The sequence below is a fragment of the Pseudomonas sp. GM50 genome (assembly GCF_000282375.1).
Taxonomy (GTDB): domain Bacteria; phylum Pseudomonadota; class Gammaproteobacteria; order Pseudomonadales; family Pseudomonadaceae; genus Aquipseudomonas.
Genome location: NZ_AKJK01000043.1, coordinates 136,976 through 155,488, shown reverse-complemented (window position 1 = coordinate 155,488; position 18,513 = coordinate 136,976). Strand labels below are relative to the sequence as shown.

The window sequence follows — 18,513 nt, the reverse complement described above, 5'->3', positions numbered from 1 at the left end:
AGACCGAGTCGTCCCCCTTCGCGGGCAAGCCTCGCTCCTACAGGTTACGTGTCGCGCCCGGCGATCATAAAACCTGTAGGAGCGAGGCTTGCTCGCGAAGACGGAATCACTGACAACACAACTCTACCCGGCTAACGAAAATCCCGCCGCTCACGAATCAATGTGTAAGCGGTATGCAACTCGCGAGTCTTGTCCGTGGCCTCGCGAACCTGCAACGCCGTCGCACCGCTGCCGGCAATCTTGTCCGGGTGATGACGACTGAGCAGTCGTCGATAGGCGCGCTTGATTTGCGCCGGCTCACTGGTCGCTGACACTCCCAATAGTTGCAAGGCGTCTTGATAAGTGATCGCGCTGCTGACCGATGGGCGCTTCGGCTCGTAGTCGTTCGCCAGCGCCTGCACCTGATGCGACGTCCAGCCCAACCATTTGCCCCACTGGGCAATCAGCTCGCGCTCACTGCTACCGGCGCGGCCATCGGCCCAGACCATCCGCCAACAGGCACGCAACACACCTTCCGCCGCATAGGGCTGATTACTCAGGCGTCGCAGATAACCGCGCAACCGGTCATGTCCCGACTTACCGCGATTGAACGCCGCAATCGCTCGACGTTGCGCCGGTTCGCTCATCTCCAGCGAGCGCATTTCCTGCCGCGCTTGCTGGATGTGGCCATCTACTACCCGTCCATCACTCTTGGCCAATCGGCCCAGCAACACGAACAGCAGTTCATCGTTGCGCAGCACCGAGCGCCCACCGAATTTTTCCCATAAATGAGCCCAGCTCTGCAGGTGCAAGCGCCGGTCCAGCGCCTGTCCCAATAAAGCACCGAGCATGGCCCCCGGAATGCTGGCTATGGCAAAGCCCGCTCCGGCTCCAATCAGAGTCCCTGGCCACAACATGTCAGCGTCTCGCTTCTATCAGAGTGTCTACTTCAGCCAGGCGCTCGTGGGTGCCGACATCCACCCAATGCCCATTCAGACGTTCGCCGCTCACTTGCCCGTCAGCCATGGCTTTGCGCAGCAGTGGCGCAAGCTTGAAGGCACCGGCCGAGCATCCGTCAAACAGCTGCGGGTGCAGCACGGCAATACCACTGTAGGTCAGGGTTGATGTATCCGGCTGACCGTCCCGCACCTGACCATCGAGCAGGGTGAAATCCCCGGTCGGATGATGAGCCGGGTTGTCCGCCAGCACCAAATGAGCGAGCCCGGCGATGGGCTGATGCAACACGCTGAAATCGTAGTCGGTCCAGATGTCACCATTGACCACCACAAAGGCTTCGTCACCCAACAACGGCAACGCACGGAAAATACCGCCACCGGTCTCCAGCGGCTCACCTTCCGCCGAGTACTGAATGCTCACGCCATACCGTGAGCCATCGCCCAGATAATCTTCGATCTGCTGACCGAGCCAGGCATGGTTGATCACTATTTCGGTAAATCCGGCAGCTGCCAGGGCATGCAGGTGATACTCGATCAGGGGCACTCCGCCGACGCGAACCAGCGGTTTTGGCGTGGTCAGGGTCAGCGGACGCATGCGCTCGCCTTTGCCCGCGGCCAGAATCATTGCCTTCATGCAGTCGCTCCAGCACGCAGACTGGCCAGCAATTCACCCAGCTCCGCCAGTTCAGGGCGACGGGCGATGACCGCGTCTATATAAGCAAAGAAGCGCGGCACATCACCGAGGTAGCGCGGCTTGCCGTCGCGATGGCAGATGCGGGCGAAAATGCCGATGACTTTCAAGTGCCGTTGCACGCCCATCAGGTCGCTGGCGCGCAGGAAATCTTCGAAGTCTGGCTGAACCGGGATGTCGAGTGCGCCGGCTTGCTGCCAGTAATCCTCCAGCCAGCCACGCACGCGCTCTTCAGGCCAACTGAGGAAGGCGTCCTTGAAGAGGCAAGTCACGTCGTAGGTCACAGGACCGTAAACCGCGTCCTGAAAATCCAGTACGCCGGGATTCGGCTCGCTAAGCATCAGGTTGCGCGGCATGTAGTCGCGATGCACCAGGACTTTGGGCTGGGCCAGAGCGCTGTCGATCAGCAGGTCGCTGACCTGCTGCCAACGTGTTTGCTGCGCCGAGTCGAACTCGATACCCAGCTCGCGTTTCACGTACCACTCGGGGAACAGTTCCAGCTCGCGACGCAGCAGTGCCACGTCATAACTTGGCAGCGGCGCCACCATCGGCAACTGCTGGTAAGCCAGCAGCGCTTGCAGGGCATCCTTGAACAAATCGTCGGCGTTTTCGCTGTCGATCACGTCCAGATAAGTCTTGTTGCCCAGGTCATTGAGCAAAAGAAAACCACGTTCGAGGTCTTCGGCATAAATTTTCGGCACGTTTATTCCGGATTTCGCCAGCAGAAAAGCGATATCCACGAAGGGTTTGCAGTTTTCCTGGGGCGGCGGCGCGTCCATCACGACAAAACTCCGGCCTGCGCCTTCCCAGCGGAAATAGCGCCGAAAACTCGCGTCGCTACTGGCCGCAGTCAACGTGGCCGGGGGTACGGCGCCCCAGCCGTGTTCTGCAAATAGGATAGCCAACTGTTCATCGAGCCAAACTTTCAGGTGTTGCAAACGTACATCTTGGTCAGGCATTGCAAGGGTCTCCGACGGCGCTAGCCGTCAAGCGGGTCATGCTTTATTATCCAGCATCTTTTTCAGACCATCGAGAGGCGTGCGGCCCACACCGCGGGCAGATGGCACGCAGGAAGCCCGGACTAATAAGATGGCATTGAAATCCCCCGCGTTTCGTAAAAAATTTCCGTTGTTGGTCACCGGCAGTCTGCTGGCCCTGCAACCTCTAGCCACTTCGTTCGTGGTCGCCGCGGAACAGTATGACTGCTCAGTCTCTGCTTCGGGTGCCTGGGACTGTGCGCCAAAGGCGCCGGCTGCTGCATTGCCGCCACGCCCCGTCCATGACGGCAGCGCAGTTTCCGCCACTGGTGAAGCCGCGGCAGACACCGGCTCCAGCGCAGACACCGGCGCCAAGCCAGTGCTGGTTACCGAGTCCAAGGGCCGTGGCCTGAAGTCGCGTAGTGAAGACTACAGCCACCTCGACTGGGTTCCGCGCGAGAAGCTCACCGCAGCGCAATTGGCCGAAACCGGTCCTTACTGCTCTGGTTCCTATATCGAACCGATTCGTCCTGGCATGAATGACAAGACGAATAAAAGTGACGCGCCAACCTTTCTCGGTGCCAAGGCCTCCCGCTATAAGCAGGAAGAACAGGTCGCGACCCTGGCCGGTGACGTGGTCATGCGTCAGGGCAGCATGCAGGCCGAAGCCGACGAAGCGAACCTGTACCAGGCCGAAAGCCGTGGCGAACTGAGCGGCAATGTGCGCATTCGCGACAATGGCGCACTGATCGTGGGCGACCACGCCGACGTGCAGCTCGACACCGGTGAAGCCAAGGTCGACAACGCCGAATACGTGATGCACAAATCGCGTATCCGAGGTAACGCGCTGTACGCCAAACGTGCCGAGAACGCGATCATCCGCCTCAAGGATGGTACGTACACCACGTGCGAACCGGACAGCAACGCCTGGCAGCTCAAGGGCAACAACATCACCTTGAACCCGGCGACCGGTTTCGGTACCGCGACCAACGTGACACTGCGGGTCAAGGACATTCCGGTTCTGTACACGCCGTACATCTACTTCCCGATCGACGACCGTCGCCAGTCCGGCTTCCTGCCGCCAACCATTGGCACCGGCAGCGATACCGGCTTCATGCTGGTCACTCCGTACTACTTCAACCTGGCGCCGAACTACGATGCCACGTTGTACCCACGCTACATGAGCAACCGTGGCCTGTTGATGGAAGGCGAATTCCGCTACCTGACCAAGTCCAGCGAAGGTCAGTTCGGCGCCGCTTACCTCAACGACGAGGAAACCGAGCGCAGCAAGCAGACCGATTACGAAAAAACCCGCTACATGTACAACTGGCAGCACAAGGGTGGTCTGGACTCGCGCGTAATGACTCAGGTCGATTACACCAAGATCAGCGATCCGTATTACTTCCAGGATCTGCAGACTGACCAGATTGGTGTGAAAAGTGCCGATTTCGTGAACCAGCAGGGTTCTGTCACCTATCGTGGCGACAGCTACACCGCTCGTTTGAATGCCCAGGCTTATCAGCTGGCGACTGTTTCGAACATCACGCCTTATGATCGTTTGCCGCAGATAACCTTCAATGGCCAGCTGCCGTATCATCCGGAAGGTCTGGATTTCGATTACGAGACAGAGGTTGTGCGGTTTGAGCGTGACTTGAAGAACGGCGACTTCGTAAACGAAGACGGCACCGTCGAGTCGCGTCTTGATAACAACGTGACTGGCCTGGCACGTGCCAATGGCAACCGCTTGAATCTAAAGCCGGGTGTCAGCCTTCCGTTGAACTGGACTTATGGTTTCTTGAAACCATCCCTGAAGTACCAGTACACCCAGTACGATCTGGATCTGGATGGTACCGGCAAAAACCAGGTTGCTGCACAAAGCGCAGAAGCCGACCGACTCAACGGCACCTACAGCCGTAACCAGAACCGTGGTGTGCCGATCGCGAGCATCGACAGCGGTCTGTACTTCGATCGCGACACGCAATGGTTTGGCAAGAACTATCGCCAAACCCTGGAACCGCGCCTGTTCTATCTCTATGTTCCAGAGGAAGATCAGGCCGACATTCCAGTCTTTGACACAGGCGAATACACCTTCAACTACGCCTCGCTGTTCCGCGACAACCGCTTCTCCGGCTCCGACCGTGTCGGTGACGAGAACAAACTGTCGCTGGGCGTGACCAACCGCTGGATCGAAGAAAACGGCTTCGAACGTCAACGCATCAGCGTCGGCCAGGCCTTGTACTTCAAGGACCGCGAAGTCCAGTTGCCAGGTATCGATGCAAAAACCCGCGACGATGCACAAGCCAAAGTTTCACCGTACGCGCTGGAATACGAATACCGCTGGAACCGCGATTGGCGCACCACCGCCGATTACAACTGGGACCCGGACAGCCGCAGCCCTCGCTCGGGCAGCGCGATGTTCCACTACCAGCCTGAAGACAACCCGAACAAGGTCATCAACGCCGGTTATCGCTATCGCAATGACCAGGTTCGTTATGACCAGAACACCGGTAAATGGTCGGTAGGCGGCGGTGACTACGGTACTCCGGGCACTCCTGGCTACGTGAAGGACTACTACAAGATCGAGCAGCACGACTTCTCGGTGATCTGGCCGATCGTGCCGCAGTGGAACGCTATCAGCCGCTGGCAGTATGACTACAACCGCAACCGTACTCTGGAAGCTTTCGGTGGTTTCGAATACGACAACTGCTGCTGGAAATTGCGCCTGATCAACCGTTACTGGGTCAGCTATGACGAGTTCAGTCAGAACGCCCCGGAAAACGAAAAAGGCGACCACGGCATCTTCCTCCAAATTGTTCTGAAGGGACTCGGCGGCCTCACCGGCGCCAAGGTAGAGAGCTTCCTCGACAAAGGCATCCAAGGTTATCGTGAACGTGAAGACCAAGCTTTCTGATTGTCTGCGCCCGCTGATGCTGGGCGCGCTGTTCCTGGGTACCGCGGCCAACGCCGCGGTACAGTCCATCGATAAAGTGGTGGCTATCGTCGACAACGACGTGGTCATGCAGAGCCAACTGGACCAGCGCGTTCACGAAGTTCAGCAAACCATCGCCAAACGCGGTGCTGCCGTACCGCCTGCGGGCGTGCTGGATCAGCAGGTGCTCGAGCGTCTGATCGTCGAAAACCTGCAACTGCAGATCGGCGAGCGTTCCGGCATCCGCATTACCGATGAAGAACTGAACCAGGCTGTCGGCACCATTGCCCAGCGCAACAACATGTCGATTGAACAATTCCGCTCCGCTTTGTCTCGCGACGGTCTGTCTTATGACGACGCTCGTGACCAGATCCGCCGCGAAATGATCATCAGCCGTGTACGTCAGCGCCGTGTAGCCGAACGCATCCAGGTGTCCGAGCAGGAAGTGAAGAACTTCCTGGCGTCCGACCTGGGCAAGATGCAGCTGTCCGAAGAGTTCCGTCTGGCCAACATCCTGATTCCTACGCCGGAAAGCGCCAACTCCGACGCGATTCAGAATGCAGCCAAACAGGCCGACGCGGTTTACCAGCAGCTCAAGCAAGGCGCTGACTTCGGTCAGCTGGCAATCGCCAAATCCGCCAGCGAAACCGCACTGGAAGGTGGCGACATGGGCTGGCGTAAAGCCGGTCAACTGCCACCTCCTTTCGATCGTATGCTGAGCACCATGGCTGTCGGCGACATTACCCAGCCAATGCGCACACCGGGCGGCTTCATCATCCTGAAGATCCTCGACAAGCGTGGCGGCGAAGCCCAGGTGCGCGACGAAGTGCATGTGCGTCACATCCTGGTAAAACCAAGCCCGATCCGCGACGAAGCAAAAACCAAGGCTCTGGCTCAATCGCTCTACACCCGCATCGAAGCGGGCGAAGATTTCGGCGAGCTGGCGAAAAGCTTCTCGGAAGATCCGGGTTCCGCCCTCAACGGTGGCGACCTGAACTGGATCGACCCGAATGCACTGGTGCCTGAATTCCGCGAAGTGATGGCCAAGACCCCACAAGGTCAGCTGTCCAAGCCGTTCCAGACTCAATATGGCTGGCACGTTCTGGAAGTCCTTGGCCGCCGCGCCACCGACAGCACCAACCAGGCCCGTGAACAGCAAGCGATGACCGTACTGCGTAACCGCAAATACGATGAAGAGCTGCAAACCTGGCTGCGTCAGATCCGTGACGAAGCGTATGTAGAAATCAAGCTCCCTGGTGCAGACCAGGCAACGCAGTGAAACCCAAGCGTTTCGCGTTGACCCCCGGCGAACCGGCCGGCATAGGTCCTGACCTGTGCCTGCTGCTCGCCTCGCAAGCCCAGCCACACCCTCTGATTGCCATTACCAGCCGCGACCTGCTCATCGAGCGGGCCGCGCAGCTGGGCGTGGTTGTCGATCTGCTGCCGGTAACGCCGGACAGCTGGCCAGATACTCCGGCCCCGGCCAACAGTCTGTATGTGTGGGATACGCCGCTTAACGCCAAGGTCATCGCCGGGCAACTGGACAAAGCCAATGCGGCTTTCGTTCTGGAAACCCTGACGCGTGCTGGCCAGGGCTGCCTGGACGGGCATTTCGCCGGAATGATCACCGCCCCGGTGCACAAGGGCGTGATCAATGAATCCGGAATCGCCTTTTCCGGGCACACGGAATTTCTCGCTGACCTGACTCATACTGCGCAAGTGGTGATGATGCTCGCCACCCGCGGCTTGCGCGTGGCATTGGTGACCACTCACCTGCCCCTTCGCGAGATTGCCGATGCAATCACACCGGAGCGCCTGGAGCGGGTCACGCGGATCCTGTACGCCGACCTGCAAGAAAAATTCGGCATCGCCCAGCCACGCATCCTGGTTTGCGGGCTTAACCCGCACGCCGGTGAAGGCGGTCATCTGGGCCATGAAGAAATCGACATCATCGAACCTACATTAGAGCGCCTGCGCGGCGAGGGCATGGACCTTCGCGGTCCCCTGCCCGCCGACACTCTGTTTACCCCCAAATATCTGGAGCACTGCGACGCGGTGCTGGCGATGTACCACGACCAGGGCCTGCCCGTGCTGAAATACAAAGGCTTCGGCGCGGCAGTCAACGTGACCCTCGGCTTGCCGATCATCCGCACTTCGGTCGACCACGGCACCGCCCTGGATCTGGCCGGTAGCGGCAAAATCGATACCGGCAGCCTGCAAGTCGCCCTGGAAACCGCCTACCAGATGGCCGAGACTCGTTTATGACCGAGCATTACCAACACCGAGCGCGCAAGCGCTTCGGCCAGAACTTCCTGCACGATGCCGGCGTTATCGACCGTATCCTGCGTTCCATCCATGCCAAGCCTGAAGACCGTCTGCTGGAAATCGGCCCGGGCCAGGGCGCATTGACCAAAGGCCTGCTCGACAGCGGCGCACAACTGGACGTAGTAGAGCTGGACAAGGACCTGATCCCGATCCTCAACCAGCAGTTCGCCGGCAAGAGCAATTTCCACCTGCATCAGGGTGACGCGCTGAAGTTCGACTTCAACAGCCTGAACGCCGCGCCGAACAGCCTGCGAGTGGTCGGCAACCTGCCGTACAACATCTCTACGCCGCTGATTTTTCATCTGCTGCACAACGCAAGCCTGATTCGTGACATGCACTTCATGCTGCAGAAGGAAGTAGTCGAGCGTCTGGCGGCGGGGCCTGGTGGCGGTGACTGGGGTCGCCTGTCGATCATGGTTCAGTATCACTGCCGGGTAGAACATCTGTTCAACGTGGGCCCGGGCGCATTCAATCCGCCGCCGAAAGTCGATTCGGCCATCGTGCGGCTGGTGCCTCACGCGGTACTTCCGCATCCAGCCAAAGATCACAAACTGCTGGAGCGCGTTGTGCGCGAAGCCTTCAACCAGCGCCGCAAAACCCTGCGTAATACGCTGAAATTGCTGCTCAACAACGCTGAAATCGAAGCCGCCGGCGTCGATGGCAGCCTACGTCCCGAGCAGCTCGATCTGGCTGCCTTCGTGCGCCTGGCCGACAAGCTCAGCGAACAAGTCCTACAAAAGCCTGCCACCGACTGAAAGGCGATGAGCGCTATCGGGTAGGGCGCCACTCTGGTTTACTACCCGATACTTGGCCTAGACTGAGTTCTATCAGCTATGCCCCGCGTCCCGCTTCGTTTCTAAGGCCTTTTGCATGTCCGATCCTCGTTATCAGGTCGACGTCAGCGTCGTCACCCGCTATCTGGCAGAACAATCGCAACCCGAGCAAAATCGCTTTGCCTTCGCCTACACCATCACCGTGCAGAACAATGGCCTGGTGCCCGCCAAACTGCTTTCACGGCATTGGGTGATCACCGACGGTGACGGGCATGTCGAGGAGGTTCGCGGTGCAGGCGTCGTCGGCCAGCAGCCGTTGATCGACGTGGGCAAGAGCCACACTTACAGCAGCGGCACCGTCATGACGTCCAAAGTCGGTACCATGCAGGGCACTTATGAGATGGTCGCCGACGACGGTAAACACTTCGATGCTGTCATCGCTCCGTTTCGTCTGGCGGTCCCCGGAGCCCTGCACTGATGGCGACGTATGCCGTCGGCGACTTGCAAGGTTGCCTTGAGCCGCTGCAATGCCTGCTCAAGCAAGTCGCTTTCGACCCGGCCCAGGACCGGTTATGGCTGGTGGGAGATCTGGTCAACCGAGGCCCACAGTCGCTGGAAACCTTGCGCTTCCTCTATAGCCTCCGCGAGTCGCTGGTGTGCGTGCTCGGCAACCATGACCTGCACTTGCTGGCCGTCGGGCAAAACATCGAACGCCTGAAGAAGGCCGACACTCTGCGCGAAATTCTGGAAGCACCCGATTGCGCGGAGCTGCTGGAGTGGGTTCGGCAACAAAAGCTCATGCATTACGACGAACAGCGCGATATCGCCCTGGTCCATGCCGGCATTCCGCCGCAATGGTCGCTGCGCAAAGCCTTGAAGTGCGCCGCCGAAGTCGAAGCAGCCCTGCACGACGACAACCGCTTCGCGCCTTACCTCGACGGTATGTACGGCAACGAGCCGGTGAAATGGGACAGCGACCTCAAAGGCGCAGCGCGCTTGCGAGTCATCACCAACTATTTCACCCGAATGCGTTTTTGCACCAGCGACGGCAAGCTTGATCTCAAGGGCAAGGAAGGCGTCGACACCGCACCGCCGGGCTATGCGCCGTGGTTCACCCACAAGGAGCGCAAGACCAAAGGCCTGAAGATCATCTTCGGCCACTGGGCGGCGCTCGAAGGCCAGTGCAACGAGCCAGGCCTGTTTGCGCTCGACACCGGTTGCGTCTGGGGTGGCGCCATGACCCTGATGAACGTCGACACCGGTGAGCGCCTGCAATGTAAATGCGACGCCCATGGCCACACTCGGCCGGCTGTCGCCGCCCCTATTCCCGAACAAACGTCAGCCAGCGCCCCGCGCTAGACTGCGCTTTCAGCCGAGCCACAGGAGCCCGCCATGAGCGAATTCAAACGTATCCCCCCAGAACAGGCCCAGGCCCTGCGCGAACAAGGCGCGGTGGTGGTCGATGTCCGCGATCCGGCAACGTTTGCCGCGCTGCACATTGCCGGCTCCAAGCATCTGGACAATCATTCCCTGCATGCTTTCATTCAGGGCGCTGACCTGGACGCGCCGACGGTAGTGGTCTGCTATCACGGAAATTCCAGCCAAGGCGCGGCGGCCTATCTAGTCAGCCAAGGCTTCTCCGACGTCTATAGCATGGATGGCGGTTTCGAGTTGTGGCGTACGGCCTATCCTTCGGAAACGGCGCAAGGCACTTCCGAATAATATTTTTCAATGCGCGCAAGCCCCGGTCCCCGCGGGCTTGCGCGGTGACAGACGAACGGTCTGCCACAACTTATTACGCATCTTGCATTTACCTTCCGAATTCCCAACTATCCTTAAGCGCAGGCCATCCAAAACAGGGGAGAGCCGGTACACCGGCGCGCGGGTCATCGGGAGTAGCTTTCGGAGTCGTCAGCTCCGGGAGAGTTCTGGGGGGTAAACAGCAACTGCCTGTTCGGTTGCTGCCAGCATCGACTGAGTGATCCGGCGTCGGCTCCACGTATCGAGCGAGGTGACGTCATGAGTATCTTTAGCCACTTCCAACAACGCTTCGAGTCCACGCGCCAGGAAGAACTCTCTCTGCAGGAGTACCTGGAGCTGTGCAAAAAGGACCGCAGCGCCTACGTTTCCGCCGCCGAGCGTCTCTTGCTGGCCATCGGAGAACCGGAGCTGCTCGACACCTCGACCAACTCGAGGCTGTCGCGAATCTTTTCCAACAAGGTGATCCGCCGCTATCCGGCCTTTGAAGACTTCCATGGGATGGAAGAATGCATCGACCAGATCGTGTCGTATTTCCGCCATGCGGCCCAGGGTCTGGAAGAGAAGAAACAGATCCTCTACCTGCTCGGCCCTGTCGGTGGCGGTAAGTCGTCCCTGGCCGAAAAGCTCAAACAACTGATCGAGAAAGTGCCCTTCTACGCAATCAAGGGCTCGCCGGTTTTCGAGTCGCCCCTGGGTCTGTTCAACGCCACCGAAGATGGCGCGATCCTCGAGGAAGACTTCGGCATTCCCCGGCGCTATCTCAATACCATCATGTCGCCATGGGCCACCAAGCGCCTGGCCGAATTCGGCGGCGACATCAGCCAGTTCCGCGTGGTGAAACTCTATCCATCGATCCTCAACCAGATCGCAGTCGCGAAAACCGAGCCGGGAGATGAAAACAACCAGGACATCTCGGCACTGGTGGGCAAGGTCGATATTCGCAAACTGGAAGAGTTCCCGCAGAACGACGCCGATGCCTATAGCTACTCGGGGGCGCTGTGCCGGGCCAACCAGGGCTTGATGGAGTTCGTCGAAATGTTCAAGGCACCGATCAAGGTGCTGCACCCATTGCTGACGGCCACCCAGGAAGGCAACTACAACAGCACCGAAGGTTTGGGGGCGATTCCGTTTACCGGGATCCTGCTGGCCCACTCCAACGAATCGGAATGGCACACCTTCCGTAACAACAAGAACAACGAAGCATTCATCGACCGGATCTATATCGTCAAAGTGCCGTACTGCCTGCGCGTCAGCGACGAGGTGAAGATCTACGACAAGCTTCTGTTCAACAGCTCGCTGGCCAAGGCCCATTGCGCGCCCGACACGCTGAAAATGCTCGCTCAGTTCACCGTGCTCTCGCGCCTCAAGGAACCGGAAAACTCCAACATCTACTCCAAGATGCGCGTGTATGACGGCGAAAACCTCAAGGACACCGATCCGAAGGCCAAGTCGATCCAGGAATACCGCGACGCAGCGGGTGTCGACGAAGGCATGAACGGTCTGTCGACCCGCTTCGCCTTCAAGATTCTGTCGAAGGTCTTCAACTTCGATCCGCACGAAATCGCCGCCAACCCGGTACATCTGCTCTACGTACTGGAACAGCAGATCGAACAGGAACAGTTCCAGGCCGAGACCCGGGAACGCTATCTGCGCTTCCTGAAAGAGTACCTGGCGCCGCGTTATATCGAATTCATCGGCAAGGAGATCCAGACTGCCTACCTCGAGTCTTACAGCGAGTACGGTCAGAACATCTTCGATCGCTACGTGCTGTACGCCGACTTCTGGATTCAGGATCAGGAATACCGCGATCCGGAAACCGGCGAGATCCTCAACCGCGTAGCCCTGAACGAGGAACTGGAGAAAATCGAAAAACCGGCCGGCATCAGCAATCCGAAGGATTTCCGCAACGAAATCGTCAACTTCGTACTGCGCGCCCGAGCCAACAACAACGGCAAGAACCCAACCTGGCTCAGCTACGAAAAACTGCGGGTGGTCATCGAGAAGAAAATGTTCTCCAACACCGAGGACCTGCTGCCGGTCATCAGCTTCAACGCCAAGGCCAGCAAAGAGGACCAGCAGAAGCACAACGACTTCGTCACACGGATGGTCGAGCGGGGCTACACCGACAAACAGGTACGACTGCTGTCCGAGTGGTACTTGCGGGTCAGAAAATCACAGTAACCCGCTGCCGGTCAGACCGGTTGTCGTTAGCCCGAGGCCTGTTTACGCTTTTTCTGTTACACAGGCCTCTGGAGGTGTCCGAAATGCGGTAGCGAGGTTCAGGCAGCATCAAAGCGCTTGGGGGAGCGTGTACACCCTCCGGCACTGGCCTTATGCTGCGTTAACGCTCGCCCCTTTCAGGACAGCTTCTAAGGAGCAGTCATGAGCTATGTGATCGACCGACGTCTCAATGGCAAGAACAAGAGCACGGTAAACCGCCAACGGTTTTTGCGGCGCTATCGTGATCACATCAAAAAGGCAGTCGAAGAGGCGGTCAGCCGGCGCTCCATTACCGATATGGAACACGGCGAGCAAATCAGCATTCCCGGTCGCGACATCGACGAGCCGGTGCTTCACCACGGTCGTGGCGGCAAGCAAACCATCGTGCACCCCGGCAACAAGGAATTTACCAGCGGCGAGCACATTGCCCGTCCGCCCGGAGGTGGTGGCGGCAGAGGCCCCGGCAAGGCCGGTAACACGGGTGAAGGGATGGACGAGTTCGTCTTCCAGATTACCCAGGAAGAATTCCTCGAATTCATGTTCGAGGACCTTGAATTACCCAATCTGGTCAAACGCCATCTGACCGGCACCGACACCTTCAAGACCGTACGCGCAGGCATCAGCAACGAAGGCAACCCGTCGCGGATCAACATTATCCGCACGCTGCGTTCGGCACATGCACGGCGCATTGCCTTGTCCGGCAGCAGCCGGGCGAAATTGCGCGAAGTCAAAGAGGAACTGCTGCGGCTTAAACGCGAAGAACCGGACAACTTCGGCGATATCCAGGAGCTCGAAGCAGAAATCGAGAAGCTCAGCGCGCGTATCCACCGAGTGCCATTTCTCGACACCTTCGACCTCAAGTACAACCTGCTGATCAAGCAGCCGAACCCCAGCTCCAAAGCAGTGATGTTCTGCCTGATGGACGTGTCCGGCTCCATGACGCAGGCAACCAAGGACATTGCCAAACGCTTCTTCATCCTGCTGTACCTGTTCCTCAAGCGCAACTACGACAAAATCGACGTCGTGTTCATCCGCCACCACACCAGTGCCCGTGAAGTGGATGAGGAGGAGTTTTTCTACTCCCGGGAAACCGGCGGCACCATCGTTTCCAGCGCCCTGAAACTGATGCAGGAGATCATGGCCGAGCGTTACCCGAGCAATGAATGGAACATCTATGCCGCCCAGGCGTCCGACGGCGACAACTGGAACGACGATTCGCCGATCTGCCGCGACATCCTGATCAATCAGATCATGCCGTTCGTGCAGTACTACACTTATGTTGAGATTACCCCGCGCGAACACCAGGCCTTGTGGTTCGAGTACGAACGCATCGCCGAAGCCTTCTCTGACACTTTTGCCCAGCAGCAACTGGTCTCGGCCGGGGATATCTATCCGGTCTTTCGTGAACTCTTCCAGCGCAGGTTAGTGACATGACCGCCAAAGAGCAGAAGCGCCAACCCATTTCCACCGGCTCTGAATGGACATTCGAGCTGATCCAGGCCTACGACCGCGAAATCAGTCGTCTCGCGGCCCGCTACGCCCTGGATACCTACCCCAACCAGATCGAAGTGATCACCGCCGAGCAGATGATGGACGCCTACGCCTCTGTCGGTATGCCGTTGGGTTATCACCATTGGTCCTATGGCAAACACTTCCTCAGCACCGAAAAATCCTACAGCCGCGGCCAGATGGGCCTGGCCTACGAGATTGTGATCAACTCAGACCCCTGCATTGCCTATCTGATGGAAGAAAACACCATCTGCATGCAGGCTCTGGTGGTGGCTCATGCCTGCTATGGCCATAACAGCTTTTTCAAAGGCAACTACCTGTTCCGCACCTGGACCGACGCCAGCTCGATCATCGATTACCTGGTGTTCGCCAAGCAGTACATCATGCAGTGCGAAGAACGCCACGGCATCGACGCGGTAGAGGACTTGCTCGATTCCTGCCATGCGCTGATGAATTACGGGGTCGACCGGTACAAACGCCCTTATCCGATTTCCGCCGAAGAAGAACGCCGTCGGCAGAAGGATCGGGAAGAGCATCTGCAGAAGCAGATCAACGATTTGTGGCGGACCATTCCAAAAGGCGCGGACAAGTACAGCGACAAGGACAACGCACGCTTCCCCGCCGAACCTCAGGAAAACATCCTGTATTTCATCGAAAAACACGCTCCGCTGCTGGAGCCTTGGCAGCGTGAAATCGTGCGGATCGTGCGCAAGATCGCCCAGTATTTTTATCCACAGCGCCAGACCCAGGTGATGAACGAAGGCTGGGCCACGTTCTGGCACTACACCTTGATGAACGACTTGTATGACGAAGGCCTCGTCACCGATGGCTTCATGATGGAGTTCCTGACTTCCCATACCAGCGTGGTCTTCCAGCCCGGTTTCGACAGCCCCTATTACAGCGGAATCAACCCCTACACCCTGGGTTTTGCCATGTATCGCGATATCCGCCGGATATGCGAACACCCCACCGAAGAGGACTATCGCTGGTTTCCGGAAATCGCCGGCACCGACTGGCTGTCCAGCATCAAATTCGCCATGAGCAGCTTCAAGGACGAGAGTTTCATCCTGCAGTACCTGTCACCCAAGGTGATCCGCGACCTCAAGCTGTTCAGCATCCTCGATGACGATCAGAAGGACGACCTGCTGGTTCCGGCGATACACGACGAAGACGGCTATCGAACCATTCGTGAAACCCTGGCGGCGCAATACAACCTGGGCAATCGTGAACCCAACATACAGATCTACAGCATCGACCGACGTGGCGACCGCTCCCTGACCTTGCGTCACCAACAACACGACCGCAAACCGCTGGGCGATTCCACTGATGAAGTGCTCAAGCACCTGCACCGCCTCTGGGGCTTCGACATCCACCTGGAAACCCTGCAAGGGGATCAGGTGATGAAAACCCACCATGTTCCGCCCAGAAACGAGCACGGCGAGGGGGATTACGGCCGGCTGGACCTGGCAGTCATTCATCTTTGATCCTGTTTTCTGCCTCCGGAAGTTCGACGCAAAGGTTATTCTGTCGGGCTAACGGAGGTTTTTTATGCAGATTTATAAAGTCGGTGGAGCGGTCCGCGATCGCCTGCTGGGCAAACCTGTTACCGATATCGACTGGGTCGTTGTGGGTGCCACCACCGAAGAAATGCTCGCCAAGGGCTTTCGTCCGGTGGGCGCGGACTTCCCGGTATTTCTTCACCCCAAAAGCGGTGAGGAATATGCTCTCGCCCGCACCGAACGCAAAAACGGGCGCGGCTACGGCGGCTTCATCTTTCACGCCAGCCCCGACGTCACGCTCGAAGAAGATCTGATTCGTCGCGACCTGACGATCAACGCCATGGCTGAAGACGACCAGCAGAACCTGACGGACCCCTATCATGGCCAGCGGGATCTAGAGGCGCGCCTGCTTCGTCACGTTTCCCCCGCTTTCGCCGAAGATCCGCTCCGTGTTCTGCGCGTTGCCCGCTTTGCCGCGCGTTATGCGGAACTGGGTTTCACCGTTGCCCCCGAGACATTGGAGCTGATGCGTCAACTCAGCGAATCAGGTGAGTTGGAGGCATTGACCGCGGAACGCAGCTGGAAAGAAATCGCTCGCGCACTGATGGAAGACCAACCCCAAGTATTCATCGAGGTGCTGCGCGAATGCGGTGCTCTCAAGGTACTGATGCCGGAAGTCGACGCGCTGTTCGGTGTACCGCAACCCGCAGCCCATCACCCGGAAATCGACACGGGCGTGCATACCCTGAGCGTGCTGGAGCAAGCGGCGCTGCACAAACAACCGCTGAGCGTACGCTGGGCCTGCTTGCTGCATGACCTGGGCAAAGGATTGACGCCCGAGGAAGAATGGCCCCGCCACATCGCTCACGAGCACAAAGGCCTGAAGTTGATCAAAGCGGTCAACGAGCGCTTCAAGGCACCGAAGGACTGTCAGGAACTGGCGCTGCTGGTGGGCGAGTATCACACCCATGGCCATCGTGCGCTGGAGTTGAAACCGTCGACCTTGTTGGAGTTACTGCAGAGTTTCGACGTCTATCGTCGACCTCAGCGCTTTGAGGAATTTATCGCGGCGTGCGAGATGGACGCTCGAGGGCGTAAAGGCCTGGAGCAGAGAAGTTATCCACAGGCGGATTATTTGCGGGGCGCGGCAACTGCGGCGCGAAGCATTGCGGTTCAGCCGCTGCTGGAGAAGGGATTCAAGGGACCGGAGTTGGGCGAGGCGATCAAGCGCGAGCGGCTCAGGGCGTTGAAAGCTTACAAAGAAGCGGCGTCGGCCTGAAAAGCTTCGCGGGCAAGCCTCGCTCCTACAGGTGATGAACGACGTCACCTGTAGGAACGAGGCTTGCCCGCGAAGGCGTCTTGCGCCTCACAACAAACTCAAAGGGGTCAACTGCTCACCGCGCCACTCAAAAGCCACCGGCGCCAACACCTGATCGATCTGCGCCTCACCCCACAAGGTCGCAAAGCTCTTGCCTACGCCCGGATGCACTCTATCCGGCGCAATCAGCGACAATGGCCACAGCACGAATGCATTTTTCAGAATTTCGGCCCGCGGCAAGATCAAGCCATCGAAGTTGCCCACCAGGTCGCCGAATAGCAGCACGTCGATATCCAGCGGCAAGCCCTTGCGGTCCGGCGCGTAACGGCCGTTATCCGCTTCGATGAATTTCAACCGTCGATCCAGCTCCATCAGTGGCAGATCGGTGAAGGCCGAGACCACAAAGTTGAAAAACGGGCCGCTCTTGATCCCCACCGGCTGGCTTTCGAATACCGCCGAGCAGCGCATATCCACCAGGAAACCCGCCAGGGCGTCCAGGCCTGCCTGCAAATGGGCTTCGCGCTCGATGTTGCTACCGAGCCCGAGATACACCTGAGTCAGCGACATCCGCGCTCGATCTCCACGCCCACACCACCCGTGGCAGCCGGGATGGCACCTGGCTTGGTCAGTTTGAGGCGCATCCAGGTGATATTGAATTCGCTCATCAGAACTTCCGCCAGACGCTCGGCAAAGGTCTCGACCAGCTGAAATTGCGCCTGCTCGGCAAACGCCTGAATGCGCGACGAAACGCTCGCGTAGTCGAGCGCCAGGGTCAGATCATCACCGGCGGCGGCCGGACGATTGTCCCAGGCGAAGCTCAGATCAAGTCGAAGACACTGTCGGATGCCTCGTTCCCAGTCGTAGGCACCGATCACGGTGTCGACTTCCAGGCCCTCGATAAACACTCTGTCCAAGCACTTCTCTCCACTGCACGACAAGGGCGCAATGCGCCGTTAGAATCAGGGCGTCCTCGCCCGGAATAGTTAGCATGTTTTGGTTACTGGCGATTCTCGCCTACCTGCTCGGCTCTCTGTCCTTCGCCATTTTGCTCAGCCGCCTGACCGGTAACCCCGATCCGCGAATGAGTGGCTCGGGCAATGCCGGTGCCACCAACATGTTGCGTCTGGCCGGCAAGAAACTCGCCATCCTGACCTTGCTCGGCGACCTGAACAAAGGCCTGCTGCCCGTATTGATCGCGGGTGCAATAGGCCTCTCACTACAAGAACAGGCCTGGATCGGCGTCTGCGCCGTTATCGGTCACCTGTTTCCGCTGTACTTCCGCTTTCGCGGTGGCAAGGGTGTCGCCACCGCGGCCGGCATGCTGCTGGGGCTCTACCCGCCCGCCGCGCTGCTGGGGGTCTGCGCCTGGCTGCTGACGTTCTACCTGACCCGCACCAGCTCACTCGCCGCCCTGATTGCCACACCACTGACCCTGCCGCTGCTTGCCTGGCAAGAACCGGCGGCACTGCTACCCATGAGCGCGCTCACGGGCCTGATCGTCTGGCGTCATCGCGGCAATCTACGCGACCTGTTTGCCGGGCGCGAACGGCATTTTTAAATACCGCACGTGAACGCC

General features: G+C 58.8%; 17 protein-coding genes. 12 read left to right on the top strand and 5 right to left on the bottom strand.

Going from position 1 to position 18,513, the window contains the following annotated elements; genetic code table 11:
- Positions 1-131: 131 nt before the first annotated feature.
- From PMI30_RS19865 to PMI30_RS19875, 3 genes are read right to left on the bottom strand one after another with little or no spacing between them, the layout of a single operon-like run.
- The gene (locus PMI30_RS19865) at positions 132-896 is read right to left on the bottom strand and encodes a TerB family tellurite resistance protein (protein WP_008008320.1); all 765 of its coding nucleotides are present in this window, start codon (positions 894-896) and stop codon (positions 132-134) included.
- Position 897: 1 nt separating this feature from the next.
- Positions 898-1,569, bottom strand: a complete 672-nt coding sequence (murU, locus tag PMI30_RS19870; RefSeq protein WP_008008318.1) for an N-acetylmuramate alpha-1-phosphate uridylyltransferase MurU — start codon at positions 1,567-1,569, stop codon at positions 898-900.
- On the bottom strand, positions 1,566-2,585 hold the full coding sequence (locus PMI30_RS19875) for an aminoglycoside phosphotransferase family protein (RefSeq protein WP_008008316.1): 1,020 nt from the start codon (positions 2,583-2,585) through the stop codon (positions 1,566-1,568). The genes murU and PMI30_RS19875 overlap by 4 nt, the downstream gene beginning before the upstream one ends.
- Before the next feature lie 130 nt (positions 2,586-2,715).
- Here PMI30_RS19875 and PMI30_RS19880 point away from each other — a divergent pair, with 130 nt between their 5' ends.
- The 11 genes from PMI30_RS19880 (at position 2,716) to PMI30_RS19930 (ending at position 16,898) form a co-directional block, all read left to right on the top strand.
- The gene (locus PMI30_RS19880; RefSeq protein ID WP_008008315.1) at positions 2,716-5,514 is read left to right on the top strand and encodes an LPS-assembly protein LptD; all 2,799 of its coding nucleotides are present in this window, start codon (positions 2,716-2,718) and stop codon (positions 5,512-5,514) included.
- The gene (surA, locus tag PMI30_RS19885) at positions 5,495-6,811 is read left to right on the top strand and encodes a peptidylprolyl isomerase SurA (RefSeq protein WP_032835123.1); all 1,317 of its coding nucleotides are present in this window, start codon (positions 5,495-5,497) and stop codon (positions 6,809-6,811) included. The genes PMI30_RS19880 and surA overlap by 20 nt, the downstream gene beginning before the upstream one ends.
- The gene (pdxA, locus tag PMI30_RS19890; protein ID WP_008008311.1) at positions 6,808-7,797 is read left to right on the top strand and encodes a 4-hydroxythreonine-4-phosphate dehydrogenase PdxA; all 990 of its coding nucleotides are present in this window, start codon (positions 6,808-6,810) and stop codon (positions 7,795-7,797) included. Before surA ends, pdxA begins: the two co-directional genes overlap by 4 nt.
- Positions 7,794-8,612 carry a 16S rRNA (adenine(1518)-N(6)/adenine(1519)-N(6))-dimethyltransferase RsmA gene (gene rsmA / locus PMI30_RS19895; protein ID WP_008008309.1) on the top strand — a complete coding sequence of 273 codons (819 nt, stop codon included), beginning with the start codon at positions 7,794-7,796 and terminating at the stop codon, positions 8,610-8,612. The genes pdxA and rsmA overlap by 4 nt, the downstream gene beginning before the upstream one ends.
- Positions 8,613-8,727: 115 nt before the next feature.
- Positions 8,728-9,108: a Co2+/Mg2+ efflux protein ApaG gene (gene apaG, locus PMI30_RS19900; protein WP_007904265.1), complete on the top strand. Its 381-nt coding sequence runs from the start codon at positions 8,728-8,730 to the stop codon at positions 9,106-9,108.
- Positions 9,108-9,989, top strand: coding sequence for a symmetrical bis(5'-nucleosyl)-tetraphosphatase (locus tag PMI30_RS19905; RefSeq protein WP_008008307.1), 882 nt, complete (start codon positions 9,108-9,110; stop codon positions 9,987-9,989). The genes apaG and PMI30_RS19905 overlap by 1 nt, the downstream gene beginning before the upstream one ends.
- A gap of 33 nt (positions 9,990-10,022) precedes the next feature.
- Entirely contained in the window at positions 10,023-10,352 is a 330-nt protein-coding gene (gene glpE / locus PMI30_RS19910; RefSeq protein ID WP_008008305.1) for a thiosulfate sulfurtransferase GlpE, read from the top strand.
- A gap of 297 nt (positions 10,353-10,649) precedes the next feature.
- The gene (locus PMI30_RS19915) at positions 10,650-12,572 is read left to right on the top strand and encodes a PrkA family serine protein kinase (protein WP_007904259.1); all 1,923 of its coding nucleotides are present in this window, start codon (positions 10,650-10,652) and stop codon (positions 12,570-12,572) included.
- Positions 12,573-12,773: 201 nt separating this feature from the next.
- Positions 12,774-14,045, top strand: coding sequence for a YeaH/YhbH family protein (locus tag PMI30_RS19920; RefSeq protein ID WP_007904257.1), 1,272 nt, complete (start codon positions 12,774-12,776; stop codon positions 14,043-14,045).
- On the top strand, positions 14,042-15,604 hold the full coding sequence (locus PMI30_RS19925) for a SpoVR family protein (protein WP_008008303.1): 1,563 nt from the start codon (positions 14,042-14,044) through the stop codon (positions 15,602-15,604). The genes PMI30_RS19920 and PMI30_RS19925 overlap by 4 nt, the downstream gene beginning before the upstream one ends.
- 64 nt (positions 15,605-15,668) lie before the next feature.
- Positions 15,669-16,898 (top strand): multifunctional CCA addition/repair protein, encoded by a 1,230-nt coding sequence (locus tag PMI30_RS19930; RefSeq protein ID WP_008008301.1) that lies wholly within the window; start codon positions 15,669-15,671, stop codon positions 16,896-16,898.
- 87 nt (positions 16,899-16,985) lie between these two features.
- Here PMI30_RS19930 and folK read toward each other — a convergent pair whose 3' ends face one another.
- Positions 16,986-17,504 (bottom strand): 2-amino-4-hydroxy-6-hydroxymethyldihydropteridine diphosphokinase, encoded by a 519-nt coding sequence (gene folK / locus PMI30_RS19935; protein WP_008008299.1) that lies wholly within the window; start codon positions 17,502-17,504, stop codon positions 16,986-16,988.
- On the bottom strand, positions 17,495-17,851 hold the full coding sequence (gene folB / locus PMI30_RS19940; protein WP_008008297.1) for a dihydroneopterin aldolase: 357 nt from the start codon (positions 17,849-17,851) through the stop codon (positions 17,495-17,497). Before folB ends, folK begins: the two co-directional genes overlap by 10 nt.
- Before the next feature lie 74 nt (positions 17,852-17,925).
- On the opposite strand from folB, the gene plsY reads away from it, so the two are divergent.
- Complete coding sequence (gene plsY, locus PMI30_RS19945) at positions 17,926-18,495, top strand: glycerol-3-phosphate 1-O-acyltransferase PlsY (protein WP_008008295.1); 570 nt, start codon at positions 17,926-17,928, stop codon at positions 18,493-18,495.
- Positions 18,496-18,513 lie beyond the last annotated feature (18 nt).

Bases quoted from the DNA above. Each gene is read 5' to 3' on its own strand.
- PMI30_RS19865 (WP_008008320.1), bottom strand. From the start codon at position 896: ATGTTGTGGCCAGGGACTCTGATTGGAGCCGGAGCGGGCTTTGCCATA.
- murU (WP_008008318.1), bottom strand. From the start codon at position 1,569: ATGAAGGCAATGATTCTGGCCGCGGGCAAAGGCGAGCGCATGCGTCCG.
- PMI30_RS19875 (WP_008008316.1), bottom strand. From the start codon at position 2,585: ATGCCTGACCAAGATGTACGTTTGCAACACCTGAAAGTTTGGCTCGAT.
- PMI30_RS19880 (WP_008008315.1), top strand. From the start codon at position 2,716: ATGGCATTGAAATCCCCCGCGTTTCGTAAAAAATTTCCGTTGTTGGTC.
- rsmA (WP_008008309.1), top strand. From the start codon at position 7,794: ATGACCGAGCATTACCAACACCGAGCGCGCAAGCGCTTCGGCCAGAAC.
- apaG (WP_007904265.1), top strand. From the start codon at position 8,728: ATGTCCGATCCTCGTTATCAGGTCGACGTCAGCGTCGTCACCCGCTAT.
- PMI30_RS19905 (WP_008008307.1), top strand. From the start codon at position 9,108: ATGGCGACGTATGCCGTCGGCGACTTGCAAGGTTGCCTTGAGCCGCTG.
- glpE (WP_008008305.1), top strand. From the start codon at position 10,023: ATGAGCGAATTCAAACGTATCCCCCCAGAACAGGCCCAGGCCCTGCGC.
- PMI30_RS19915 (WP_007904259.1), top strand. From the start codon at position 10,650: ATGAGTATCTTTAGCCACTTCCAACAACGCTTCGAGTCCACGCGCCAG.
- PMI30_RS19920 (WP_007904257.1), top strand. From the start codon at position 12,774: ATGAGCTATGTGATCGACCGACGTCTCAATGGCAAGAACAAGAGCACG.
- PMI30_RS19925 (WP_008008303.1), top strand. From the start codon at position 14,042: ATGACCGCCAAAGAGCAGAAGCGCCAACCCATTTCCACCGGCTCTGAA.
- PMI30_RS19930 (WP_008008301.1), top strand. From the start codon at position 15,669: ATGCAGATTTATAAAGTCGGTGGAGCGGTCCGCGATCGCCTGCTGGGC.
- folK (WP_008008299.1), bottom strand. From the start codon at position 17,504: ATGTCGCTGACTCAGGTGTATCTCGGGCTCGGTAGCAACATCGAGCGC.
- plsY (WP_008008295.1), top strand. From the start codon at position 17,926: ATGTTTTGGTTACTGGCGATTCTCGCCTACCTGCTCGGCTCTCTGTCC.